The sequence below is a fragment of the Lacinutrix neustonica genome, from assembly GCF_026625145.1.
Classification (GTDB): Bacteria; Bacteroidota; Bacteroidia; order Flavobacteriales; family Flavobacteriaceae; genus Lacinutrix; species Lacinutrix neustonica.
Map to the genome: position 1 here is coordinate 597,577 of NZ_CP113088.1, position 23,902 is coordinate 621,478.

A 23,902-nucleotide genomic window follows, 5' to 3' on the forward strand; every position below is an offset into this window, starting at 1 on the left:
CGAGCGAGTTTACGCTGAGCGTAGTCGAAGTGAGCCTGGTTATGCTGTCGTTCAAAGCTGAATGTTGTTATTTTGCTGTCAAAAAAAGGTATGGTTGTGATGGCTCGGGAGGTGAGCCTAAACTTCTTGTGAAGTATAAAACATAAGAAGTGGAACAAAATGCAAATAGATTTTTCCTTATTTAGCGGACTTGATTCACGCTTTTTACTTGGGAATGTAGTGTTCCTTTCCAGCAGAGCGGAAAGGGTTAACGGAATGAAGAGTAAAAAGTGGGAATTGTGTCCAAGACTTATTTTAAATAAGCTCTTTTCTTGGAATGTAGCTTTTCGCAGAATGTAGAGGAATGTGCTGAGTGGATTTATTATCTAAAATTTACTCCCGAACCTAAAAAAAATATTATAACACTCGGAGTTTTCATATTTAAAATGTTGAAATCTCAAAAGAATAAAATTGTTTTTCAGTAACAAAAAAGTGCAATATTCTTAATTGCCGAATTCAACCCATAAGTGCAACAAATATATTATTTAGGATTTCAATTAGTTATTAATAAAATACTTACATTAATGCTTTTTAAGCATACACGTTTTTAATTAAAGCCCTAAAAAATGAATATTATCTACTCATTTTGATTCTTCAATATGGATTTCAATTCGTTATTCATTTCGACTATAATTGAATCCCTATACACTTTTTTTAAAGCAATGTCTTCTAATTTATCTCCTTCCCTTAATTTAAAGAGTTTATTGTCGATTTTTATCAATATTAATTCAGAAGAACTATTTATTCCTTTAATTGTACCATAATATCTAAGCTTAGGCCATTTAACAACTATACTTATTTTATTATTTAATGCTTTTTTTACATTCTTTTTGTCCGGTTTTTGTTTAGGCTTCCCTACCGTTACATTCACTTTTCTTTCTCTCACTTTATCTAAAAATGGGTCTCTGTCAATTCTATTTAATTGAAAGGTGTCTTTAGACAAAGTTTGCAAAGAACTTTCTGCATAAATAACATCTTTCGAAAGGTAGGTTGTTTGATTATCTGCTTTAAAAAAATTAAATAGTTTGTATATAACGACTATCCAAATAGCGAACATAAAAACCATTAAAATAATATTTAGTAATCGTCTATTCATTATTCTACAGTAAACTTTCTTGGTTCACTTGAAACACTTTCATTCCCTGCTTCATCCCTTGCTCTCACTCTCCAATAATAATCACCTACTGAATTTATTAAAATCTGTTGAGATGTAATATTTGTAAACTCTGTTTGAATGATATTTGTAAAATTAATATCGGTAGCGATTTCAAGAACACTTGCTAAAGGAGAAAGGACTTCTCCTGAATCATTTCCCAAATCCCATACAAACTCTACTGTACTATTCGTAATTCCATTAGAATCGGAGTATTCAAAAAAGGTTGATTAGGAACTTGAGTATCTAATAAAATTTGTCTTGAAGAAAATTCAGTTTCGCTGTTTTCATTTACCGCTTTTATTTTCCAAGTATAAATTGCATCTTCCATTAAAATTGTTGAATTCAATGTATAACTATTATTAGTTAAATCGCCGATTTGAAAATCTGTAATGGTATTTCCTTGAACGGTTTTATCGACCTCTAAGCTATATGTGTCTGCTGCTTGAATATTATTCCAAGTTAATATTATAGTATCTCTATTGGTATAAAAATTTTGTGAAGGAGAATTTAAAAAAACCGTTTGAGTGAACAAATCATTTGAAAAAATCACTGAAAAGGATGTAGGAAAATTATACGCCGTTTGATAAGCAAAATTTTCCGCCCTAATGCGCCAATTATAATTACCTGGATTAAGGTTAAAAGTAAAACTATTACCGGTTACCAAAGAATCTAAAAAATTCCTTTGCGTGTTTTCTTCTACAACTTGAATTCTATAATTTTCGGCACCTTTTAAAGCATTCCATTTAAATTGAACTGAATTACCATTAATCACACTTTGGTTTTGTGGGGATGATACGGTCACCAAATCATTGGTTATATCTTCTTCAAACACATCATCACACCCGATAATTAGAAATAACAAGGACGTAAATAACGATACACTAATTAATTTTTTCATAATTTTGAAATATTACTTTAACTCTTAATTTATTTTTTTGGGTCTCGGTATTCTTTTTCTTTTGAAAAGGCTATGCTAACAATATTGGATGACTCAAATTCTTTTTCAAACTCATATATTATTTCAATTAAAGAATTATAGTCTCCTTCTAGAATTAATTGATTTGTAATTATACTAAAACCATCACTTTCTGCGACATGTATTTCTTCCATACCAAATATACCTACTTTTTCAAATGAGGTGGTAAAGTTTAATATACTCTGCTGGACAATCTCTGGTTCCATCCCTTGTATTCCAATAATCCTATCATATAACTTTAATTCTCTTTCTAGCTGTCCAATATTTCCAGTAGAAGCATTTACATAATTCAATTTTTCTTTTAATTCGCCTATTTGAGTATACGCTTGCTTTGTTATTGTAAATGATCGCTTATTAGCTGCAAAGAACAAAAGGAAGGCTACTATTCCTAGTCCAAATAATTTTTGCCTATATGTGAAGTTTGAAAACACTATTTAATTATAATTTTTAAAGTAAACTTACCGATGTTTTTTCTTTTATTGCTATAGTCCGAATTTCAATTTTTGATATCCAAGTTTTCGTTTTTAAGTCCTTTACCCATGTATTCAATGGTAAACTTGAATCTGAATCGCCTTGTATCAAGATGGTATTTGGTTCTAAAATTATTTTTTCAGTGCGTTTGTTTTTATTAATTTTTGGATTGACTACCAAACTCATTAAACTTATGTTATTTGGTATATTATTTACAATGTCATTAACATAAAAGGCAATAAAATTTTCTTTTAGCACTCTGCATTCTTGTAGTATAATAACTTTATCCTGTCGTTCTGCCTCCAGTTTTCTAACCTGATTATAAGTGTGATTTAAATTATACAATTGAGACTCGTAAGTAATATATTGATTGTTGTAATAATTTAACAACAAATAACTCGATAATAGTGCTCCCAAAAAAAAGATTCCCAAAAACGCCACAGAACTATTGAAAATCTTTTTTAATTTTAACTCCTGCTTATTTGGTTTAAGAAATTCAAAATCATAACTAATTCTCTCGAAAGGATAAAGATGGTTTAATAATGTTGTAAATAGGGGTACTTGAGAACTACTGATTTTATCTTGACCAATAGCATAGTTGTCAATATTTTTGATGTCATTATTAAAATCCACTAGTAAATCTTCTTCAAAATTCAATTGAGAATCACCTGAAAAAAACAATTCTTTATTCAATATTTTTTTTAACATTACCCCTACAAATGGACCAATACTATAATCTAATACCAAATAGTTATCTTTTCTAAATAAGCCAAATAAATTGTCTAGAACTTCTTTTCTAGCAATAGAAACAAACTCATATTTATCTTGATGTAATTCATAGATATAAAAATCTTCTGGAGATGCATTAAACAGAATCTCTTTTAAATAATTTACTTTATAAAGTACTTTTTTACTAACAACTCCTTTACCTGAAAAATTCAGAAGTATTGGAATTGACAGATCAACTTTCTCTTTAATTTTATCGAAATGTTTTGTAGAAAATGAATCAATTATTGATAGATTATCTAATTTATTATCCAAAACAAGGATCTCATAAAAGGGTACTTCCCCCATTACAATACCAATAATGGCAAATTTTTTCTCTTGGAAAAAGTTTATATTTTTTAGTTTATCAAACATTAATATACTACTGTAGGTTTTATAAATACGTGTAGTTTAGATTTTTGTTTTCTTTTTATTTTACTGCTAAAAAACCATTTTATAACTGGTATTCGGATAAAAAAGGAGTTCCAGTACCTGAATTTTCTCTTTCTAATTCATCCAATCCGCCTAATAAGATCATTTCTCCGTTTCTAACCCTTACCATAGATTCGAACTGTTGTGTAGATTTTCCTGGTGGTGCGTTTTCTCCCGCTCTACCCAAAAACGCACTTTTTTCGACCTCAATGATTAGTGTAATTTGCTCATCTTTAGACACAAAAGGTTTTATATTAACACTCAAATTGGCATCAGTAGCCTTCCATTGTCCAGATTGTAAAATATCATTACCTAATCCACTATTAATCAACCTATTGTTTTGTTCAAAATAATAACTCGTTTCACCAATAGAAAGCTTGGCTTCGTGCCCGCTTAGAGTTGATATTTTTGGAGTAGATTGTAATCGAATTATAGAATTGTTTTCTAATGCCTTTAAATTGAGGTAAAAATCCTCTGCAACTTTTCCTAAATTAAAAATACCAAAGCCGTTGAATGCATCTATCAAATCATTTACAGAAGAAGAATTGAGAGTGACATCACTGGTAGGAAACAATACTCCGGAAGTTGTTCTGTTTTGCTTATCGATACCTGCCTGTATACCTGTTTGTATTTCATGTCCTTTTTGATATTGTACTATGAGCACTTCAATAAAAATCATAGGAATAACCTTATCAATTTGCTTTATATATTCTTTCAATTCCTCTATTCTAGGCCTAGAACCGTGAGCTACAAAACCATTGAGTTCTATAAACTCCTTTAGTTCTACATTTTCTGTTAAATCTTTCGGCAATGTTTCTATTACAGTTTCGATGGTTCGATTTTCTAATTGAATGAGCTCTGTACTTCTTAAACCTTCTGAGTTTTGATCGCCTATAAGATAAAAATCATCTGTTTTTTTATAAGTACTCCTTTTTCCTTTGAACACATGATCCAAAAGATCATCAAAGGTTATGTTATTGACCACCAAAGAGGTTTGATCTTCATCTGGTTTTGCATACAAAAAGTAGTTAATATTTAGCTTCTCTGCAGCTTCCATAATTAAATCTGTTATAGAAGCATCAAACGCCTTTATACTTAAAAACCCATTTTGCTGCACAACTATTTCGGAAGAAGACTCTGAACGCTTTGAACTCTTATTTTTTGAGTTACTCTTTGCTAAACTTTCATTTGCTACTGGTGTCCGAATATCCTTTTCTACATAATAAAAATCATTCTCATCCTTAGTGATTAGTAGTTGATTAGACTTGGCCATCATGTCCATAACTTGATCAAACGGTCTATTAAGGATATAAGCCGACACCCGCTCTTGCTTTACCTCCGGTGCAAGGACTATACTTTTTCCCGAGACATCCGTAATTTTTTGAATAACACTTGGTAAAGAATCATTTTTTAAATTAATTGTGAGAAAGTCATTGAGGGCATTATAAGTCACTTTAATTTCTTTCTCAAGTTTCTTTTTAGGTTCTTCTTTAATTTTTTGTTGTTTTTTAAATACTATAATATTATTTATATACTCGATATTTAGATTGTATTTTTTAATCACAAACAGAAAAACATCTTTCACAGGAATGTCAAAAAAACTACTAGAAACGACTTCGTTTAAATCAGAATCTACACTAATATTTAATTTATGTTCTATAGCTATTGAAGTTAAAAAGTCATAAACTGTAAGACCTGACACATCTATCTGGATCGTTTCATACAGTGCAGGCTTATCTATCGCATATTCATTTAGTTGTTTCTCTATATTTTCGATATCGCGCTGACCAAAAGAAAGTTGTATGCTTAAAATTAATAAAAAGTACAGTAATTTTTTTTTCATATTTATGAGTTAATTAACAAAGAATAAATCTCTTCAAGAGAAGTTTCTCCTTTTTCAAGAAGGCTAAATGCTTTACTTGAAAGACTTCCGTATTTGTAATGTAAATTTTGTTTTAATAGATGAGTATCATCTTTAATAGCTCTCATGACGTCCTCTGTCACTGGCAGTATCTCATAAATAGCCCTTCTTCCTTTATATCCAGTATAATAGCATTCCTGACATCCACAGGCTATGAAGTGGGTTTTTAGCGATCGTGGTAATGAATAGCTTATAGGAAACTCATTGTCATCTAAAGTCGCTTCCAATTTACAATGGTAACACAATGTCCTTACCAATCGTTGGGCTACTGATACATTTAAAGTTTCTGCGATATAGAAGGCTGGCACTCCCATATCTACGAGTCTCGAGATTGTTCCTAATGCCGAATTTGTATGAATAGTAGACAATACCGAGATGTCCTGTTAGCGATGCTCTAATAGCCATTTGAGCCGTTTCTGCATCCCTAATTTCACCAAGCATAATGATGTCAGGATCTTGACGCAAAAACGATCGTAAAGCAGCGGCGAACGTTAATCCAATATCTTCTTTTAATTGCACTTGATTGATCCCTTTTAAAGTATATTCTATTGGGTCTTCAACAGTAACTATATTTCTTTTAATATCATTAAGCAGCTTGAGTGTTGCATACAAAGTAGTTGTTTTTCCAGATCCAGTAGGACCACTAATTAAAACAATACCATTATTCTTTTTTACAGCTTCTAGATAAATTTCTTTTTCTTCACTTTCAAACCCTAAGTCCTCAAGATTGATATTAGAGGCATCTTTTCCTAATAAACGCATAACCACTTTTTCTCCATGTAGTGTTGGAAGTATAGACACACGTACATCAAAACTATCATAATTGATGCGGCCGTCTTGTGGGAGCCTTTTTTCAGTAATATCAAGATTAGAATCAATCTTAATTTTATTTATTAATTCTAAATAATTCTCTTTTGGAATTTTATATTTTTCTACTAATACCCCATCTATTCTTAATCGAGCTCTAGCTTCTTCTTCAAATACTTCAAAGTGTATATCACTACTACCAATCGCTTCAGCTTCAAATATTAGATCTTCAAGAAAATTATTGTCTTCTGCCGAACCAGTATTTACTAAGGCTTGATCTGAATCATTCTTTCTATAGTAAACAAAGAGCGCTTTATTTAATTGTTCTGACTCAATTTTCTCAAATGTTATTGATTTACCTAAGTATAATTCTAACTCCGCTTCAATATCAGTGCTCCATTTCTTTTTATCAATATATAATTGCAACTGTTCTTTATGGTTATTTTTAGGCACTATCCTGTAATGATGTGCCATATCTGTACCAATAAGCTGTTGTAATTCTACAGATATTTGTATGTCTCCTTCTATTTTCATACTATATTTCCGTAAAAAATATTAATAGGAAAAAGGAGATCAGAAATCACTAATACAATAATATATAATGATAAATATCCTGCCAAGGGAATGGTGTTCTGAGAATATTTCCTGTAAAAAATCCCATATAACGTAAGCGTAAAGATCATTCCTGTTATAAAAAACAACATATAATTTCTAAATGTAAACATTGGAATCACACCTATCAAAAAAATTAAATCTCCCCACCCCATGTGCTTTTTAAATGGATTTATTAACTGTGCCTCTTTTACTGAAAAGTAACCAATAATGCACGCAAAATTAATTACTAAAAAGGCTATTGATTTTATAATATCAATCGCATTGATCCAGCTTGTATTAAGATAAAAGCTGAGTAAGAATATCAAAATAGGTAGACTGACATGTATATGTCTAAATTTTAAATCTTGATATACGATTATCCCAAAAAACAACACTAAAAAACAGAGTATTATAAATTCCATTAGTCTCTAACCGTTTCTTTTAAAAGTTTATTATGGTCAATTTCCCAAGTATTGAAATTCCCATCACCATCAAAATCTGATTGAGAAACGGCTTTAGCTCTGAATGTATTTGTTGAAGCTTCAATAATTTCAATTCTATAAACAGCCTGTCCTCCTTCATTTACTGATAACGCAGGCTCAAATCCTAAAGCTTCAAAATCGTTAGTATACTTAGAATATCTAAAAAAATGACTTTTTTCCAACCCATATAAGTGATTTAACATACTCTGAGCCTCAATTGCTTTAGCTTGTGCTACTATAGACGTTTGGTTAGGTAATACTAACAAAATCAATATGCCTATAATACAAAGCACTATGACTAACTCTGACATCGAATAAGCCTTTGCATACCCTTTATTTATAATTTCTCTTTTATTTTTCATTTTCTTATATTTAAGAAGGTTGAATAATTTTACTAAGGTCAAACATGGGAGAATACATTGCAATCAAGACGGTACCTACCACTATTCCAATAATCACAATAATAAGCGGTTCCATGACAACACCAATCATCTTTGTTTGATGTTGCACTTCTTCATCATATTGCTTTGCCAAGCGCTCAAACATCGCATCTAGTTCATTTATTTGTTCTGCAACACTTATCAATGAAATTAATTTAAAATCATAAATACTATGTTTAGATAATGCTTTAGAAAACAAACCTCCTTTAGTGATTTCAAGCTTTACACTCTCTAGACTGTTCTCCGGAGGATAAAATGCTATCATTTTTTGAACCAAATTTAAGGCATTCACTAATGGCGTCTTTGCGGCTAATAATAGACTCATAGATTGACAAAACCGAGTAATGTATATTTTCTTTATTAGTTTTCCAAAGAAAGGAAGTTTGATTACTATATTACTAAGATATTTTCTATATACGTTGTTATTTTTAAAATAAACATGTAATCCAATTATACTCAACAGGAAGCCTATAAATACTAAACTAAAACTCGAAAAATGTTCAGATACGTAAATAATTTTCTTTGTAAGACTAGGTAACTCTTTCCCAAATTGTTTAAAAACCGATGCAAACATAGGTACTACATATTTCATCATAAAATATAATACACCAAAGGTTAGTAGTAATACAAATGCAGGATAGGTAAAAACAGATAATAGCTGACGTTTCATTTTTACTTTTCTATCAAAAAATTGGTGTAATTCTAAGAGCACTTCACCTAGTTTTCCGGTTTCTTCCCCAATTTTTATACTGTAACACTCATATGGAGTGAACTTCCCGATTCCTGTAATGCTTCAAACAAAGATTTTCCTCGTACCACTTGTTTTGTTATGGAATGCATTAAGTCTTTATGTTTAGCTTTCTTTTGTTGTTCTTTCAAAATTTCTAAAGCTTTTCTAAAATCGACTCCTGAATTTAATAAAACGGAAAACTCTTTATAAAGCCCCATCTTATCTTTATCAGAAAAATGATTTCCAAAACTTAATTCTCCGGAAAAAAAATTGGTTCCTTTTTTTGATTTAAGGACGGTTTTTTCTGCTTTATATGTAGATATATTAATACTCACCTAAAAGATAGTTGTTTAACCGTTTAGCTAAGGTTATTTTCTTTTCTTCAAAAACGATAATATCTTGTCCAAGCAATGTCGTTTTTAATCGAATGACTTGGTAATGCTCATCTATACTCTCTTTAGCGTTTAATTCCAGCTCTTTAACATTGATATTAAAAGTGTCTCGGGTTTTTCCTTGTCTAATAACGTGACCATTTGCAAAGAAATATTGGATATCTTCTTGTGCCATTAACAATTTTACACGCTTTGGATCAACTGGCATCAGTTCATTACACAGCCTTATATCTGCTGACCATATATTTTGAAACTGATTATATTCCATTAGTTCAGATTGTTGTTTTGAATATTCCACTATTTGTTTAGAAATGTTGGTATAAATAATATAAACCATCGATATGACTATAGAGGAGATTGCTAATCCTATAACCAATTCCATTATAGTAAACGCCTTAAGGCTAATATGTTTCTTAGTAATTAACAATATATTGATACTTCTTTTTAGAATTATGTGTCGTGACCACAAATACAATTTTAAAACTCGAATCGCTATCCAACTCTTCTACTCTTTTTTGAACTTTAAAAGATTCAAAATTATAATCTATGTTTTCAATTCGTTTTTTTATTTTGGTTTCTAATAATAATTCCTTGACTTTCTGTTGTGACTTATAGAAAGCTATATTATGATCCGTTTGTAACACTCTACTGTAGGTTATAATAGCTATAGTAAGACATGTTGCAATGATTGACATAGCAATTACGGTCTCTGTAATAGAACTCGCTTTAAAATTACATTGGTTTAATAGCGCCATATAATCGGTTGTGGTTATGTTGAAAAAGCGGAATTCTAACAAAATCATTGGGAAGGTTTTTCCTGTCAATCATTCCGTTCATAATGTAATTATCATAGGTTGAAGCTTCTGTCTTGAGATAAAAGCTACTCGTATATACGGTTCCAATAATCTTACCTGTTAGTTGAATCTTACCACTACAAAACACATCACCAACAACTTCAGCCTTTTTATCTATTTTAATTATCTTATGGGCACTCTTATCTTGATCATAAACCACAACAGCTCCCAAAACCTTACTGTTTTTTTTTAATCTTACTTCTTTTTTCTCTGAAACGCCCTTATTTATTAAGATACCCGAAGGATATTTCAGGATCACATCTTCGTTTAATACTACTAATTGCTCTGCCAATACCTGCACACTTCCCTGAAAACCGGTTTCGAACACAACTTTTGGCGCCTTAATAATAATATTATCAAGGAAATTATCTTTCTTTATATAGATAGAATCCTTAGATTCTAAAATAATATTGCCAGTAAAGTGATTTTTGTTGTAATAAAACCTCTTTGATATTAATAACTAAAGTTTTTTCAAAAAAACTCTGATAGTACCTCACTGAATCCTTAAGTTCTTTATAATTCATCCTGTCGAGTTCTTGATTAGCATAATCAAAAACAGAGGGGTTTATCTCTCGTAAGCTAGATTTAGAAACACTTTTGCTTCCTGATAAATACTTAGTGTTTCGATAGGCATTAGAGGTAATATACCCCTCTTTTATACCTTTTTTAGGTAAAAAAACATTACCGAGAATTTGAGCATCATCCACCATAAATAGCGCTTTACTATTATCTGTTAAATATAATGCCAAGGCATTGTCTTCTTGCTTTTCTCCAATCAACATGGATTGCCTTATCGTATCATTCTTGAACCTCGAAGCTGTTAGTAAAACCTTATAAAACCCCCAAGGTAACACCACAGCAGAGGACATTATCCCGTTATCAAAAAGATCTGTAGAAGTGTCTTCCTCTTCTAGAGTATCAATATGATTTAAAAAGTAGTGTTGTGCAGATTCATTATTAGAAATTAACTCAGTATAGGTCAATAACATCGTTTGATGTATTCTTGAATAACTACTCATAATCACTAATGAGTAACAAAATATCCCAACTACAATACAAATAAAGATAGCATAAGCTATAGATCCCGCTTTAAGCATTTTATTTATCTTTTCTACCAAACAACCTTTTAAAAAAACTAGGGTTATTGTTCGGCTTATTGTTAGGTTTATTATTTGGCTTCCTCTTTGGTGTTTTATTATTTACAACCTTCTTTCCTTTTTTAGAATTTGTTTTATTTAATGTATTATCTCTTTCGGTATTCTTTTTAACCTGTTGCTCTTCAGTCTTATCTCTTTTTAAGAAAAATCGTTTAAAAAAATGAGGTTTAGAAACCTCCTTATCCTTCACTACTTTCTCTCCTTTTTTATAAAGGATGGTATCTCCTTTCACAGGATATATCCATAGTCCTGATCGCAAACCGTTTTTATATTTTCCTTTGGAAATAAGGTTCCCAATACTATCCTGAAATGTATTTTTACCGGATTGTTTCCCATTTACCCATCCTTCAGTAGTCGCTATTTGTCCGTTTTTATACCAAGAAATCCAAATACCTGTTTTTACTCCCTTATTAAAATGTCCTTTCTCAGCGAGTTGATTGCTGTAATAGTACTTAAGATATTCACCATCTAACAAATCTCCAGCATAATCTCCCTGGGAGCTGTGGACTTTCTGAGATTTAAACCAATAATACCTTTTAGTTAATTTAGCATTTGGTGCTTGGCTAGTAATATTAAAATGTTCTTTATATTCTGTATTACTGATAACTTTTTTTGTAAAAGGTTCATAAGTACTTTTACAACTTACTATACAAATGAAGACTACAGCAATATATATTAGTTTACGCATCATTCTATATCTTTAATTTCCAACCATATCGATTGTTCACTTTTTGGGCCAACTTACTTGTAGCATATTTAAGATATTTTACTTTAATAACCTCTTTTACCGTTTGTTCATTGCTAAAATGTAATCCTCCAAAGCTATTAATAGATAATATAGCCCCATCACTAGCGTTAACAACAATCCACATATAAAGTTTGTGTTGAGGAGACCAAATAATTTTTATATAAGATTTACCTGTTTCCTTGTTTAGTATGAGCTCTTGGTACGCGTTAAAATCAACGAGTTGATAATCATGTTTATAATAGTCTTCTATTTTACTACTGTCTTTTTCTTTAAACAGGAACCTTGGCATCACCAATGTAGAGTTTTTTAACTGCTCAAGATTTCGATTTACTTTAAAAAAGTGCCAAGGTTTTTTTCCCTCTGCAGAAGCTTGTATCAATAGTGATAATTGCTGGTATAAGAATAAATGATCTGTTTCAATTAGGTTATTAGTGCCAAAATCGATGGATGTAACAAAATGATTTTTTCCTTCAATTAAAATATTGAGAAAGTAGCGGTAAGAAGAAAAAGTGAAGGCTTCATAAGTACTAGAGCGTCCTAAATTATCTTCTCTAAATCTACGTTCGCTGTATTTACTCGCCTTCTGATATAAAAAGGAATACCCGTTTTTATGGATATTTCTAAGACTATCTATTCCTGATCGCGTTAAAAAAAGTACTTCTGTATGCTTCCAATTGTTGATAAATACTTCTTTAACGCTACTATTCATAATTGCGTTATACTCACTTTCTCCATCTAGCAACTCAACCACTAATTTACTGTCTAGAACCAATTGAGCATACTCTTGTTTTGGAAACTTGTATTGTGAAAAACAAACGGAACAATAACAAAAAAAGAAAAACATAGTTATATATCTCATGGCAACTATCTTTTTATCAATTTTGTAGTATAAATTTTACCCTCTACTACTAATCGTAAGATATAAGTCCCTTGAGAAAAATTGGCCTTTATTTCATACGCCCCATCAATGATGGTATTTGGATTTGTATATACTATTCTCCCTAACACATCTGTTATTGTGATGTGACACTCTTTTAAGACCGTTTGAGATTGAATATATAAGACATTCCGCACTGGATTAGGATACGTTACTATGGACTTATTTTCTATATCATTATCTGTAGTTGATAAAGATTGGGGTATCTCAAAAATATGGGCAGCACCTGATCTTTGTAATTCTAAATTCTGATCGGCACCGTTATCATTGGCATCTCCAATAATTATGTTTTCGTCATCCAAAATTACTTTTATTCCAAATTCTTTTGAGGAATAATTGACTTCCGCCTTTATGGTTTGTATCGGGTTCCAGGTGTCTGTACTCAAGTCTAATTCATATAGATAACACATACCTTTTCCGGAAGTAATGCTTGATATGTTTTTTTCATTAGCGGAAATAAGTAATCGATTACCGAGACGCACTCACAGATTGTCCAAATTTTTCATCAAAAACACTTACATCATCAAGGAATAAATATTGAGTTTCTTGCCAGCTCCCATTCGTGTCTTTTTTAAAAACATAGGCCGCACCAGTTTGACTGGTATTACCGGATGCTGCGTAAACGGCGTGTCCTGATGCCCCAATAAAAATATAATCCCCACTTATTGCCACAGCCTCTCCAAATTGTGCCCCGTTTCTTCTATTAGAGGCCTCCAGTTTTTGTCTTTCTACCCATTCTCCCGTCTCATCTTTAGTAAATACGTAAGCAGCACCCACCCGGAAATCATTCTCATAATTCTCCTGGAGGCTTGCGCCAATTATAATAGTCCCATTATGAATATCTACCATTTTACCAAACATGTCGTGTCCTACAGGATCAGATGGCATCAATTTTTTTACTTTTACCCATTGGTCTGTATTTTCGTCTTGTTCAAAAACATATACAGACCCCACTTTCGCCAAATACTCTCCATTAGACCATAGACTCGTTTGTAAAGCGCCTACTAAAATCACCCCATCCCTTATCACTACAGGAAAACCAAATTTTTCGCCTGTACGCCGCTCATTGCTAGCATGTATCAATTGGTGTTCCTGCCGATTCCGTTGGCATCTCTTTTGTAGATCATTGCAGCACCATAAGAAGTATTGACATTGGCCTCATTAGGGTCGTCCATATCCTCTCCAAAAATACCAACAACAGCATAATCACCTTCTATAGAGACCGCTATCCCAAAATTATCTACAAACCAACGGTGTTCTTGTACCAGTTTTTGTTTAAAAACCCAGGCCTCATTTTCTTTTTCAAAAATATAAGCTGCCCCAGCATCTTCAATCGCATTTTCTTCATTGGCATCAAATTGTTCCCTATGAGCTCCAGTTATGGCATAGTTGCCACTAATACCTACAGCATGCCCAAATCTTTGACTTGCATGTCGCGCATTAGGATAAAGTTTTGCCGTTTCTACAAAATCTTGTGCAAATAAAGTTGCTATAGAACATAGCCAAATACCGATGAAAAAACACCTCTTACTAGTAGTGAACATAAGTCTTTTGGGGATTAAACGCTTAACTTTAAGGATTAAGGGTATATGCTAATTTTGGTGTAAATATATTATATAAAAATTGAGTAAAAAATTATAAATTAACTTTTTTTTAAGAAAAGTTTAAGGAGAATTCTCACATGGGTTCTCTTAATTTAACCAAATAGTAGCGTATGAAAATGCGGGTAAGCTATTATCGTTTATATAATTATAACGTTCTGCACAATGGGGCGCCATGTGCGCCACATTATGGTATGTTATAAATACACTTGTCGAAGCGGGGTGACGCACGACTACGGTTTTCGCCTGTGCATCTATAGGCGTAATGGCATCATCATTAACTAATTCTAATCCGGGTATTAATGCGCCCTGAGTATCATAGAGTAACAATACAGAGGAACGCACGAGCGAGACGCTCGCGCTAGCCGTTACTTATCTTTGTTTGCGATGCTCGGGTATTATAAAACAAAAGGCTATCTTTTTCAGTAACCTTATACTTATTTTCATCATAACTCAAAATTATATCACCAAGATATACTAAATATTAAATCATTAAAATCCAAATCAGGATAACCATCATTGCAATGATAAATTCGCTTATTTTCATTTTCTTGTTTTACCTCTATGGCGGCTCCGTTATGCCAATAATGCATAACACCATCTCCAACATCCCAAACATTGTAAATTAAAAGAGTTTTATCTTTAGAATCAACCGTTACTTCAATATTTTGTGGCATTGTATCTTCCCAAAAGACTATGACATTTTCAATCATAGGTCGTCCTTCTATTTTAAAAGTTCCTTTAGTTTTTAACACAAAGCCTTGCTTCCATTGACTATTGGTTTCAAGTAAAATTAAATTAAACCGCATCTTTTTTGATATCATCTTAAAGCGGTCTAATCCAACTATTTCTTTACCATTTATGGCTATTGGCGCCCCTTTAGACTCTATAAAAAGCTTCTCTATATCAATATTTTTAGCCTCCTTCATTATTTTTTGTTTTATTACCTGTAGGTCTGTAGGGATCTTGAGCAGCATGTTAGTCTGGCGAAAAAGAGCTAATATTTCATTTATCTTTTATATAAATCTCATTTAAACTACTTGGCTTAGCTATATTATTATGCTGTAAATTAATTGCTTTATAAAATACTATAGTATCCTTAGATATTCTGCCATACTTAATAATATTATACATCTTTTTGTATTTAACTCGTAAATATTCTATTTCTATTTCTTCATTATTAATTCTATAACGATAATTATTTCTGTTTTTTTTATCTAATTCATTTGAACTCATAATTACTTTATCAACTCCCGAAAGAACAGCACGACCATCGGTATAGAACTTAATAGATTCATATAAATTATCATCCCCTTTTCTTGAATACACCTCTTCTTTTGAAAATACTTTATTCGTACTAACATCTACATAAAGAGGAAAAGTATACTAGTTACTTAAAATAGAATCATACTGCAATCGAGTTATTTCCTTGTTTAAAAGGGCTTTTCTAGCAGAGTTAAATACACTATATTTAGTTGATGAACAACTAGTCAAAAATAGAAATGCAAAAACACTTAATTTAAAAATTACATCCATTAATCTAATTTTTTGGTTCAGTTTCAATACCTAAATATTGAGTTCTGTTGGATAAAGAACTTGAAGATAATGAAAATGTTTTGTAGGATCTTCACTATCTTCAATAGCTTCATGCATTTTATTTGATGGCGCTTCGCTTTAACCCAATAAAAAAAGCCGCTACATTACTGTAAAAGCTTTCTCTTTGTTATTTCTTACTCTTATACCAATCTGTAACGCTACTAGCTAAAAGCTAGCAGTAGCGCATATTATGGAACAGCGGGGAGAAAACGTTTAAATAACAATTTACTTAATAATATTTAAATGAATACTTGACGAGTTTCCTTTATCAATCTGTCTTGAATTTACTGATTGAATTGCTCCTATTAAGATATAAAGCGCATCCTCATTCAAAGAATAAACATTTTTTAGTGTTAGTAATAAAACTTCATTTTTTTCAAGGGTAATTTTGATCATACCTTCTTCAGGATATCGTAAGCCGAGATAGGCAGTCTATCAGTGCATTTATATTATTTCCATAAAAATCGGAAATCCTAAATTTGACTTTAACGCATCATGTAATTCATCAACACTATTTATTTTTGATAAATCAATTAGTTTATTCTTATACTTCATTTTGCGATCATAATTTATCTAAATTAATTTCAATAAAGGATTCACAGTGATCGGCGATTTCTTACCATAAAACTAAAAAAGCATATTCATAAAAAAAGCTACCCTATTTGGGTAGCTTTTTTTATTTTGTTTCTTATTATCAAAACATTAATTAATCAGATAGTGTATTTTTCTTTGTAAAGAATAGCACACTAAATATAATGAAACTTAATACAGAAATAGGGACGTGTACAAAATATAAAACCCCTAAAACCATTAATTCTAAATCAAAATATACAAGAAGAATTAAATATATCATATAAAACGCAAAACAGAATAGAGAAGTAATTAATCCTTTAAAATAAAGTGAAACTTTGCCATTATACTTCGACCTTATCTGTTTTGCTAAAAAATAGAAACTAAGTGGTATTAAAACAAATAGTATAACAACAAGTATGTTAAAGATTATGTATTCTTTCATAATAAAAATTATTAATCAATTTCTCCTTCTTCTGACTCTATTAATTTCCCTTTACCCATTGAACCTTTTGGGTCATATTCAAACTTCTCTATTTTTTTTGTAACAGTCGTTTCTTCCTCTGTTTTATTCAAAAATTCTCTTACAGTACCCATAACTATTTCCCATTGCTTAACTTGCATTATTCTAGAAGGCCCTATCTTACTTAAACCAAAAGATTCTCTTGTTTCTGTGAGAACATCAAAAGAGACCTCTCCTGTTTCCTCATCAAATGATCCGAAAAATTTAACATAACCTGCTTCCGGATGACCATAAAGTGTTGCAAATGTTGCTGAAAATGAATTTGTTTTATCTTCAACATTCATAACTCTAACAAAAGCAAATAAAATAGGAGCTGTTGGTTTTATAGCTATCTCATCACCCATTGAAATTTTATCACCTTTCATTTGAGCTGGAAAATAGATTGCTAGAGGGTTATTTGTTATCGTTTGAGGGCTCTTTAAAAAAGTTTCTTTAAGATTAGAGAATTCTTGATGATTACCTAAAACCTTTAAAGTAAATAATTGAGTTTGTACGTTTCCAAATGCATCATCAACAGTTTTAATTTTTAAAGCATCAACTCCATATCTAGTGACTATAGCATTTGCATGTATATTTTCAGCCTCCAAACCTTCTAATTCGACAGCATCTATAACACGATTCTCACTAAATGCATATGGCGAGTTATGTGGATATTTTGATGCTAGTGGGTCAACAGCGAAGAAACGACCAACACGTGGGTCGTGCATACGGAACTTATAATTGATACTATTCCCTTCCCCTTTAATCTCATCATCCTTCTCCTGTCCTTGGAAGCCGTATCTATATGATTTCGAATCTTTATGCCTACCAGGTTGTAGCATTCCAAAAGCATAGTAGTTGTTATAACTTTCTACATTGGCTGTCAAGTCGCCAGTCGCAGGATCCGCATTTTTTCTATCGCCTACTACCGTTCTAACATTACCTAAGTGATCCTTGATCTCATAGTATTTATGCCCTATATTTCTATAAACAATACCATCTGTAGCTTCTTCTACTGCTTTAAGGATGGTATAGGCTTGATACGGCTGGTATCCTGTACTACCTGCTGTAGAGGCTGGTAGGTTGTTTAGCGCTGTAACGGTGCGGGTATCCAGATTCCATTCTTGCCCACTATCTGTCGTGCTTACAAACTGGTACAGCTTATCGTCTTTGTTAATTCTAAGATCACCAAAGCCACCAGTCGCTACTACCGCTCCATTAGAGGCTTGTTTTACAACCTTATTATCGGTACTGCTTGATACTTCTTGGGTATACTGTGTATAATAGATCTCATCTCCCGTATTTATCAAAGAACCTTTACCTATATTACCATTAACTACTGGCGTGATTACTACGCTCGTTACCTCTGGCAATCTGGTCTCTGCATCCAGCTGCCATGTGCGAATTTCTGCTGCTGCATTGTCTGTCCACTGCTCTGGTAACGACGTATTGTGATAGATACTAATGGCACTACCATTTAAGGCGATTTGTAATTCACCATTACCTTCACTATCAAAACTATCGAAATAAGCTGGTAACAACGCACCATCGAAGGTCACTGCTCCCGCTTGGTCTATAGTAAAGCGTACCAGGTTTATTCCTGCTGGTGTGCTTATTGTCCCACCGTCTTCAATCACCGCTGCACTATGCATGGTGGCATAAAGATACGCCTTTTTTTGTAGTTCATCCTGGATCACCGCCATATGACGCCCGTAATTACTATAGGCAAAATTCTCATGCTTAGTAATTGTTAAACCGCCTGAGTTACGCAAGGTCGCGCAATGCAATCCTGCCGCTCTATCTCTGTAAAATAATAAATACTCCGTTGGGTTCGATGGGTGACGCACGACTACGGTTTTCGCCTGTGCATCTATAGGCGTGAGGGAATCATCGTTAATTAATTCTAATCCGGGTATTAATGCGCCCTGAGTATCATAGAGTAACAATACAGAACGATCGGGGTCTGCACTAAAATAATTACGGGCAACCAAGCCATAACTAATCACCTCGCCTTGGCTATCTTCAATCAAGATCACGTTGTTACCTGAATGGATTGGTAATACGGCAGCATTGTCTTGCTGAGGCTCATACTGCAATGCATTAAAGGCCTTGTTCGCTTTTGCTTTGGCTATGGTAGTGGCTTCAATTTGTATGGTCCCCCCATTAACATCGGTAAGTTCCTGGTTATTATTTTGTACTAACAATACATTGCCTAACGCATTGGTAATGCTGCTACTAAAATCTACGGCAATCTCTTGATACTGTTCTATGCCATCAAAACCATAGGTTCTTGTATACACCACTTCTTCAAATACATCTTGTCCTACACGATCACTACCATAAATAGGTCGCTCTGTAATACTAAAGGTCGCAGTATAAACAGTATCGTTAGCATCATTAGGGTTTGCTTTTTCATCTTCACGCTTATAAATACCCATGACGTTACCAGGAGGCATCATAAGAATAATAAGTGGTCTCTACCGCTGCTGGGTTATGAATTTGTGGCCCCTCTCCTGCAGTATTATAAGGCAAACGGTTTACTTGTTTTACGGCACGCATACCCATACCTGTATAGGTGATGGACATGTGTACTTTTTGAGTATCTCGGATTGTTAGTGTTATCAGGAATGATTTCTGATACTTTTCCTGACGCAGTCCACACGTAAGTTAGGCCTTCGCTATAATCGCGAATCAATTGACCCGTTTCATCATACTCGTAATTGCCATCAGTTTGATTAGGGAGATCATTGATCTCTGCACTAATCGGCCGACACCATCGTTTACGTGGGTTAACCTATTTGAGAGATTAGGACTAGTCAGGTCGTAATGGTACTCCAAATCGTCCATTAACAGCCCATCTTCCTTATAACGCTTTAGGGTTTGTAGATTTCCGTTTTTGTCATAACTATAAGACGTCTTAAACGCATTGGCATTACCGTCTATAGCATCATAACTTTCATTTGTGTCACTGTATAAGGCAGTAGTAGCCGTTTTAATGCGGTTTAACTGGTCATAACGGTAGGCATTTCCTGTAAGGTAACTCGCCCTGTTCTTCTCTTTAGCTTCTTCTGCAATTTGAGACGTCCAGGTACTAATATTACCATTATACAGGTTTTGCTGTACCCCACCTACTTGGTTTTGTAGGTTAAACGGATTGGCTGCGGTTAAACCTGAGTTTAATACGCCTTCACGCGTAAAGTCTCCTTGGTAATACCCCAAAGCCATCCCAAACTCATCTTTGGCATGCTTTGTAGGGCTGTCGCCACGGTTGTTATTCCCATCCGGGTTATAGGCATTCTGCTCTAAGTTTGGTGTGTTAATTCCCTTTAACCAGCCGTGAATAGTATAGGTATAGTCCAAGCCTTGTATCTTGTCTTCTCCTATTTCGGTTCGCATTAACGGTCCATGTAGGTAATAATCATAACGCGCATCTTCATCCCGGATATAGCCATCTTTAGATGTTTTTACAGCTATAATCCTATTATCTTCATCGTAACTATATTGATGACGGTATTCACCTATTTGTCCCTTATTAAAGTGTACTTCGTTAACATTACCTGAAATTAAATCGTAGCTATAGGCTACTGCTGTTCTTCCTATTCCTGGTAGTTCCTGGATACACCATTCTACATTGCCATGTGGATCATAACTATAATAGGTTTTAGTAACCGCTCCATTTTTATCTTTATTATTAATAAAACTAACCTTGTTTCTTAAAAAACGTTGGGTCTGTCCCAAATAGTTGATCTCCTCAACCTTATCATTATAGGTGGTCCGGATGTATTCTACCTTATCTGCGTCTAGAATACTTAATGCTACTTGCGGATTGGCCTGGTTATTTACTAAGAAATCTTCTCGGAAAACTGTTTCCGTTCAATTTTGCTTCTCCTCCTTCAAGCACGCGCCCCAACTCATCATAGATTACATAGGAGTATACTTGTTCTCGAATCTGCCTCTCATTCTGAGAGTACCATAACTGCCCAATATTATTATATACAAACTGAGAACGTCCTCCGTCCGGGGTATTCTGATTTGATAATTGAGAGATACTATTATAATCGTATCCAGTAACGTAAGTATGTGCAGTGGCTACGCGATCATTAACCGTTTGTACGCCTTCTGGTGGAACAGTTCGTACCAAACTACCAGCTCTATCATAATAATACAACGTAAAATGGTAAACATCACTTACGCCTTGATTGTATTTTAACAAGACAGCATCATCTAGTGCATCAACATCATTAATTGCGGCATCTACATTTGCTTCTAGTTGTAGTTTACTATCAACCACACAACGCTCTACATTAGCAGCTATGGCTTGCCTAAAATCTGAGGGGCCTAACGGTGGTATTTCTTTAGTCTCATCCTCTGCTTCTGGTTCTGTTTCTAATATTACTGGTGATTCCCAACTTAAGCATATATTATAATTACGTGCTACTGGTGGTTGTGTTACCGCTGTAACAGTAGTTTCGGTAGTACACCCATTAGCATCGGTAACTATAACCATATAATTCCCTGCTAAAATGCCTTCAAAACTTGAGGTTTCTCCATAGGCTACTTGTTCTTCATACACTAATACCGGTACTTGTTCAATAACAGGATCTCCATCTGCTATAATAATTTCTTGTTCTATTATTTCATACCAAGCAAAAACATAAGGAGCCGTTCCTGACGTATATCCGAAGCTGTCCCTCCTAGGGTTCCTGAACCAGACACCGCATCACAGCTGGTCTGTATATCTTCAATAATAGGGATCTCTAATGGAGCAGGATCTTCTAAACTAAAAAGTATAGGATCTGTACTACCACAACCACTCGCATCGGTTATAATCACCTTATAATCTCCTGCTAGTAATCCCGTAGCGCTATATCCTAAAGAAATAACCTCTCCTGTTGTTACATTTAGCCATTGGTAACTAATGGTCCCTGCGCCTCCAGTAACGATGACATGGGCAGTACCACTAGCGTCCCCGAAACACCTTGGATCCTTAGACACCACTTCTGCTGTAAATTTAGACTTAGAAGTAATCTCAAAGAATAGTTTAGCTTCACAAGAAGCAATATCATCTGGATAATTACTCACCGAACTTGGTAGTACACTTACTTTATAACTACCTACCCCAACATCGGTAAGCTCTAATGTGGCCCCTACATTGTTAAAAACTTGGGGGCTACTTATAAATTCTTGATTGCCATCTACCAAACCAAAGAAAACGGTGTAAGACTCTATTTGAAAATTAGTACATTGATTGATATTATCAGCGATTGTTACTGTAATATTACGAGTGTCATTCGAAAAGCATACTTCATAGAAATCGGATCGGTGTCATTAGCAATTTGAGGAGACAATTGTAACACCCGTGGTCTGAAAGCTCGGTATAGGTACATCCATTTTCTGAAATGATCTCTAAGACATAAATGGCAGTCGATGTCACATTAGCTAATTGATGGATTTGAGTATCTGTAAAGGTCCCTGTAAAGGTCACAAGGTCCTCATTAGATCCTGAAGAAGCTTGGTAGATACGTCCTGTATAATTAGTGCCTGTTACTGCGGAATGCACATCTAAAGTTCTAAAAGACAGCTCTATATCTCCACTCGTAGTACCACAAGCTAATAGAGTGGTACATAAATTAGCAATAGGATTATTAACTCTTGGTATATATATGGTTTTCTCGAAAGTACAGCCATAATTATCTTTTATAGTGACACTAAAATTCCCTTCAGGAAGATTGTCTATGATTAGTGTTTCACCATTCTGTAATTCTTGACCAATGGTCACTAAATCGGATAGGTTGCATTAATAACTTCAAACGGTGCCTGATCTACATAGCCAGTACCCTGCTCTCCACTTATAACAAGAGACACTTGACCATCTGCCTGATCTGTACAACTTACGCCTTCTATTAACGTCATGTTAAGTGTAGCGCCTGGATAAACCTCAATATCAATAGTAGCCGTACCACTACAGTTAGCAGCTGTATTGGTAGCAGATTGTACTGTAACCTGCAATTGCGTACTATTAAAAGGATTAAAAGTAAATTGATTGCCATTAGTAGAAACAGGCGTTACATTCCAATTGTAAACATAAGAACCCCCACCAACTGTTCCGCTGAGCAACACTTCTACTACAATAGCCTCTCCTTCACAGACAGGGAAATTAGTTAAAGGATTGATAATTATCTCTCGGAAATGGCGTATTTAAAACTTCAATAAAACCTTCTGCGGTGGTTACTTTAAGATCACACACCTCATTATTTTCTAAGCAGGTTGCTTGTCCGTTCCGGATCGTCTCTACATGATACTCTAAGCTTAAACTATTAACATCTATTAGTCTAGTATTAATTTTAAAGGTCTGTGTGGTAACGGTTTCTAAATCGGTAAGTTCCAGCTTACAGTTGTAGGTGTCGTTGTATTAGGTGGAGGAAATCCTGAAACAGAACTCTCAAATGCCACTCCTACTGGCAGGGTAAGTACTAATTGCTGTTGAGCAATCGCTTCGGTGCTATTATTATTTACAGTTATAGTGACTTCATTAAAATCATCACAAACTAAAAAATTATCTGCTAAAATATCAACATTTAGATCGGGCAATACTAAACCTTTAATTGGAATATAACGTCCCAACTCTAAACTTATATTTTCTGAACAGTTTGTAATTCCGTCTAGTGTAAATTTTACTGGCTTACCAGGATTATAATTACAATCTGAGTTCAAGCTTAATTTAAACGTGAT

30 protein-coding genes and 3 pseudogenes are annotated in these 23,902 nt (G+C 33.5%); all 33 read right to left on the reverse strand.

The features are described 5' to 3' along the window. Nucleotides 1–616: 616 nt before the first annotated feature. Nucleotides 617–1,135 carry a hypothetical protein gene (locus N7U66_RS03245; protein ID WP_267677299.1) on the reverse strand — a complete coding sequence of 173 codons (519 nt, stop codon included), beginning with the start codon at nt 1,133–1,135 and terminating at the stop codon, nt 617–619. After that, entirely contained in the window at nt 1,135–1,356 is a 222-nt protein-coding gene (locus N7U66_RS03250; RefSeq protein WP_267677300.1) for a hypothetical protein, read from the reverse strand. Before N7U66_RS03250 ends, N7U66_RS03245 begins: the two co-directional genes overlap by 1 nt. A 14-nt stretch (nt 1,357–1,370) precedes the next feature. Further along, a complete protein-coding gene (locus N7U66_RS03255; protein WP_267677301.1) occupies nt 1,371–2,093 on the reverse strand; it encodes a hypothetical protein in 723 nt (240 codons plus the stop codon). A gap of 29 nt (nt 2,094–2,122) precedes the next feature. Further along, nucleotides 2,123–2,542, reverse strand: a complete 420-nt coding sequence (locus N7U66_RS03260; protein WP_267677302.1) for a hypothetical protein — start codon at nt 2,540–2,542, stop codon at nt 2,123–2,125. Between the two features lie 76 nt (nt 2,543–2,618). Continuing rightward, nucleotides 2,619–3,782, reverse strand: coding sequence for a hypothetical protein (locus tag N7U66_RS03265; protein ID WP_267677303.1), 1,164 nt, complete (start codon nt 3,780–3,782; stop codon nt 2,619–2,621). Beyond that, nucleotides 3,782–5,682, reverse strand: a pseudogene (locus tag N7U66_RS03270) (type II secretion system protein GspD). The gene N7U66_RS03265 and the pseudogene N7U66_RS03270 overlap by 1 nt, the downstream one beginning before the upstream one ends. A gap of 2 nt (nt 5,683–5,684) precedes the next feature. Next, on the reverse strand, nt 5,685–6,074 hold the full coding sequence (locus N7U66_RS21310; RefSeq protein WP_313791393.1) for an ATPase, T2SS/T4P/T4SS family: 390 nt from the start codon (nt 6,072–6,074) through the stop codon (nt 5,685–5,687). Next, on the reverse strand, nt 5,989–7,101 hold the full coding sequence (locus N7U66_RS03275) for a GspE/PulE family protein (RefSeq protein WP_313791394.1): 1,113 nt from the start codon (nt 7,099–7,101) through the stop codon (nt 5,989–5,991). Before N7U66_RS03275 ends, N7U66_RS21310 begins: the two co-directional genes overlap by 86 nt. Then, nucleotides 7,098–7,487, reverse strand: coding sequence for a hypothetical protein (locus N7U66_RS03280; RefSeq protein ID WP_267677305.1), 390 nt, complete (start codon nt 7,485–7,487; stop codon nt 7,098–7,100). Before N7U66_RS03280 ends, N7U66_RS03275 begins: the two co-directional genes overlap by 4 nt. A gap of 95 nt (nt 7,488–7,582) precedes the next feature. After that, nucleotides 7,583–8,005: a type II secretion system protein gene (locus N7U66_RS03285; protein WP_267677306.1), complete on the reverse strand. Its 423-nt coding sequence runs from the start codon at nt 8,003–8,005 to the stop codon at nt 7,583–7,585. 10 nt (nt 8,006–8,015) lie between these two features. Next, nucleotides 8,016–8,678 carry a type II secretion system F family protein gene (locus tag N7U66_RS03290; RefSeq protein WP_390886675.1) on the reverse strand — a complete coding sequence of 221 codons (663 nt, stop codon included), beginning with the start codon at nt 8,676–8,678 and terminating at the stop codon, nt 8,016–8,018. Nucleotides 8,679–8,717: 39 nt separating this feature from the next. Next, nucleotides 8,718–9,031: pseudogene (locus N7U66_RS22440) on the reverse strand (type II secretion system F family protein); the annotation flags it as partial. Nucleotides 9,032–9,137: 106 nt separating this feature from the next. Further along, nucleotides 9,138–9,587 (reverse strand): hypothetical protein, encoded by a 450-nt coding sequence (locus N7U66_RS03300; RefSeq protein ID WP_267677308.1) that lies wholly within the window; start codon nt 9,585–9,587, stop codon nt 9,138–9,140. 31 nt (nt 9,588–9,618) lie between these two features. Then, entirely contained in the window at nt 9,619–9,960 is a 342-nt protein-coding gene (locus N7U66_RS03305) for a hypothetical protein (RefSeq protein ID WP_267677309.1), read from the reverse strand. Next, nucleotides 9,938–10,387 carry a hypothetical protein gene (locus tag N7U66_RS03310; protein ID WP_267677310.1) on the reverse strand — a complete coding sequence of 150 codons (450 nt, stop codon included), beginning with the start codon at nt 10,385–10,387 and terminating at the stop codon, nt 9,938–9,940. The genes N7U66_RS03305 and N7U66_RS03310 overlap by 23 nt, the downstream gene beginning before the upstream one ends. 64 nt (nt 10,388–10,451) lie before the next feature. Continuing rightward, a complete protein-coding gene (locus N7U66_RS03315; RefSeq protein ID WP_267677311.1) occupies nt 10,452–11,156 on the reverse strand; it encodes a hypothetical protein in 705 nt (234 codons plus the stop codon). 1 nt (nt 11,157) lies between these two features. Beyond that, a complete protein-coding gene (locus N7U66_RS03320; RefSeq protein WP_267677312.1) occupies nt 11,158–11,907 on the reverse strand; it encodes a toxin-antitoxin system YwqK family antitoxin in 750 nt (249 codons plus the stop codon). Between the two features lies 1 nt (nt 11,908). Next, a complete protein-coding gene (locus N7U66_RS03325; protein WP_267677313.1) occupies nt 11,909–12,823 on the reverse strand; it encodes a hypothetical protein in 915 nt (304 codons plus the stop codon). Nucleotides 12,824–12,828: 5 nt separating this feature from the next. Beyond that, the gene (locus tag N7U66_RS03330; RefSeq protein WP_267677314.1) at nt 12,829–13,383 is read right to left on the reverse strand and encodes a T9SS type A sorting domain-containing protein; all 555 of its coding nucleotides are present in this window, start codon (nt 13,381–13,383) and stop codon (nt 12,829–12,831) included. Continuing rightward, complete coding sequence (locus N7U66_RS03335) at nt 13,370–13,984, reverse strand: FG-GAP repeat protein (protein ID WP_267677315.1); 615 nt, start codon at nt 13,982–13,984, stop codon at nt 13,370–13,372. The genes N7U66_RS03330 and N7U66_RS03335 overlap by 14 nt, the downstream gene beginning before the upstream one ends. Further along, nucleotides 13,981–14,445: an FG-GAP repeat protein gene (locus N7U66_RS03340; protein ID WP_267677316.1), complete on the reverse strand. Its 465-nt coding sequence runs from the start codon at nt 14,443–14,445 to the stop codon at nt 13,981–13,983. Before N7U66_RS03340 ends, N7U66_RS03335 begins: the two co-directional genes overlap by 4 nt. Nucleotides 14,446–14,592: 147 nt before the next feature. Beyond that, nucleotides 14,593–14,847, reverse strand: a complete 255-nt coding sequence (locus N7U66_RS03345; protein WP_267677317.1) for a hypothetical protein — start codon at nt 14,845–14,847, stop codon at nt 14,593–14,595. A gap of 119 nt (nt 14,848–14,966) precedes the next feature. Further along, a complete protein-coding gene (locus tag N7U66_RS03350) occupies nt 14,967–15,431 on the reverse strand; it encodes a hypothetical protein (protein ID WP_267677318.1) in 465 nt (154 codons plus the stop codon). 76 nt (nt 15,432–15,507) lie between these two features. After that, nucleotides 15,508–15,831: a hypothetical protein gene (locus N7U66_RS03355; RefSeq protein ID WP_267677319.1), complete on the reverse strand. Its 324-nt coding sequence runs from the start codon at nt 15,829–15,831 to the stop codon at nt 15,508–15,510. A gap of 670 nt (nt 15,832–16,501) precedes the next feature. Next, nucleotides 16,502–16,579: pseudogene (locus tag N7U66_RS22445) on the reverse strand (hypothetical protein); the annotation flags it as partial. Between the two features lie 545 nt (nt 16,580–17,124). After that, on the reverse strand, nt 17,125–19,629 hold the full coding sequence (locus N7U66_RS03360; protein ID WP_267677320.1) for an RHS repeat domain-containing protein: 2,505 nt from the start codon (nt 19,627–19,629) through the stop codon (nt 17,125–17,127). Next, the gene (locus N7U66_RS03365) at nt 19,613–19,756 is read right to left on the reverse strand and encodes a hypothetical protein (protein WP_267677321.1); all 144 of its coding nucleotides are present in this window, start codon (nt 19,754–19,756) and stop codon (nt 19,613–19,615) included. The genes N7U66_RS03360 and N7U66_RS03365 overlap by 17 nt, the downstream gene beginning before the upstream one ends. Before the next feature lie 105 nt (nt 19,757–19,861). Then, complete coding sequence (locus N7U66_RS03370; protein ID WP_267677322.1) at nt 19,862–20,908, reverse strand: RHS repeat domain-containing protein; 1,047 nt, start codon at nt 20,906–20,908, stop codon at nt 19,862–19,864. Between the two features lie 97 nt (nt 20,909–21,005). After that, on the reverse strand, nt 21,006–21,743 hold the full coding sequence (locus N7U66_RS03375; protein WP_267677323.1) for a hypothetical protein: 738 nt from the start codon (nt 21,741–21,743) through the stop codon (nt 21,006–21,008). Between the two features lie 59 nt (nt 21,744–21,802). Then, the gene (locus N7U66_RS03380; protein WP_267677324.1) at nt 21,803–22,372 is read right to left on the reverse strand and encodes a SprB repeat-containing protein; all 570 of its coding nucleotides are present in this window, start codon (nt 22,370–22,372) and stop codon (nt 21,803–21,805) included. Between the two features lie 103 nt (nt 22,373–22,475). Continuing rightward, nucleotides 22,476–22,949 carry a hypothetical protein gene (locus tag N7U66_RS03385; protein ID WP_267677325.1) on the reverse strand — a complete coding sequence of 158 codons (474 nt, stop codon included), beginning with the start codon at nt 22,947–22,949 and terminating at the stop codon, nt 22,476–22,478. After that, nucleotides 22,949–23,287: a hypothetical protein gene (locus tag N7U66_RS03390; RefSeq protein ID WP_267677326.1), complete on the reverse strand. Its 339-nt coding sequence runs from the start codon at nt 23,285–23,287 to the stop codon at nt 22,949–22,951. Before N7U66_RS03390 ends, N7U66_RS03385 begins: the two co-directional genes overlap by 1 nt. 252 nt (nt 23,288–23,539) lie before the next feature. Next, on the reverse strand, nt 23,540–23,884 hold the full coding sequence (locus N7U66_RS03395; protein ID WP_267677327.1) for a hypothetical protein: 345 nt from the start codon (nt 23,882–23,884) through the stop codon (nt 23,540–23,542). Between the last annotated feature and the right edge of the window lie 18 nt (nt 23,885–23,902).

Bases quoted from the DNA above. Each gene is read 5' to 3' on its own strand.
- N7U66_RS03245 (WP_267677299.1), bottom strand. From the start codon at position 1,135: ATGAATAGACGATTACTAAATATTATTTTAATGGTTTTTATGTTCGCT.
- N7U66_RS03255 (WP_267677301.1), bottom strand. From the start codon at position 2,093: ATGAAAAAATTAATTAGTGTATCGTTATTTACGTCCTTGTTATTTCTA.
- N7U66_RS03265 (WP_267677303.1), bottom strand. From the start codon at position 3,782: ATGTTTGATAAACTAAAAAATATAAACTTTTTCCAAGAGAAAAAATTT.
- N7U66_RS21310 (WP_313791393.1), bottom strand. From the start codon at position 6,074: ATGGGAGTGCCAGCCTTCTATATCGCAGAAACTTTAAATGTATCAGTA.
- N7U66_RS03275 (WP_313791394.1), bottom strand. From the start codon at position 7,101: ATGAAAATAGAAGGAGACATACAAATATCTGTAGAATTACAACAGCTT.
- N7U66_RS03285 (WP_267677306.1), bottom strand. From the start codon at position 8,005: ATGAAAAATAAAAGAGAAATTATAAATAAAGGGTATGCAAAGGCTTAT.
- N7U66_RS03290 (WP_390886675.1), bottom strand. From the start codon at position 8,678: ATGATGAAATATGTAGTACCTATGTTTGCATCGGTTTTTAAACAATTT.
- N7U66_RS03300 (WP_267677308.1), bottom strand. From the start codon at position 9,587: ATGGAATTGGTTATAGGATTAGCAATCTCCTCTATAGTCATATCGATG.
- N7U66_RS03305 (WP_267677309.1), bottom strand. From the start codon at position 9,960: ATGGCGCTATTAAACCAATGTAATTTTAAAGCGAGTTCTATTACAGAG.
- N7U66_RS03315 (WP_267677311.1), bottom strand. From the start codon at position 11,156: ATGCTTAAAGCGGGATCTATAGCTTATGCTATCTTTATTTGTATTGTA.
- N7U66_RS03320 (WP_267677312.1), bottom strand. From the start codon at position 11,907: ATGATGCGTAAACTAATATATATTGCTGTAGTCTTCATTTGTATAGTA.
- N7U66_RS03325 (WP_267677313.1), bottom strand. From the start codon at position 12,823: ATGAGATATATAACTATGTTTTTCTTTTTTTGTTATTGTTCCGTTTGT.
- N7U66_RS03340 (WP_267677316.1), bottom strand. From the start codon at position 14,445: ATGTTCACTACTAGTAAGAGGTGTTTTTTCATCGGTATTTGGCTATGT.
- N7U66_RS03350 (WP_267677318.1), bottom strand. From the start codon at position 15,431: ATGAAGGAGGCTAAAAATATTGATATAGAGAAGCTTTTTATAGAGTCT.
- N7U66_RS03360 (WP_267677320.1), bottom strand. From the start codon at position 19,629: ATGATGCCTCCTGGTAACGTCATGGGTATTTATAAGCGTGAAGATGAA.
- N7U66_RS03365 (WP_267677321.1), bottom strand. From the start codon at position 19,756: ATGTCCATCACCTATACAGGTATGGGTATGCGTGCCGTAAAACAAGTA.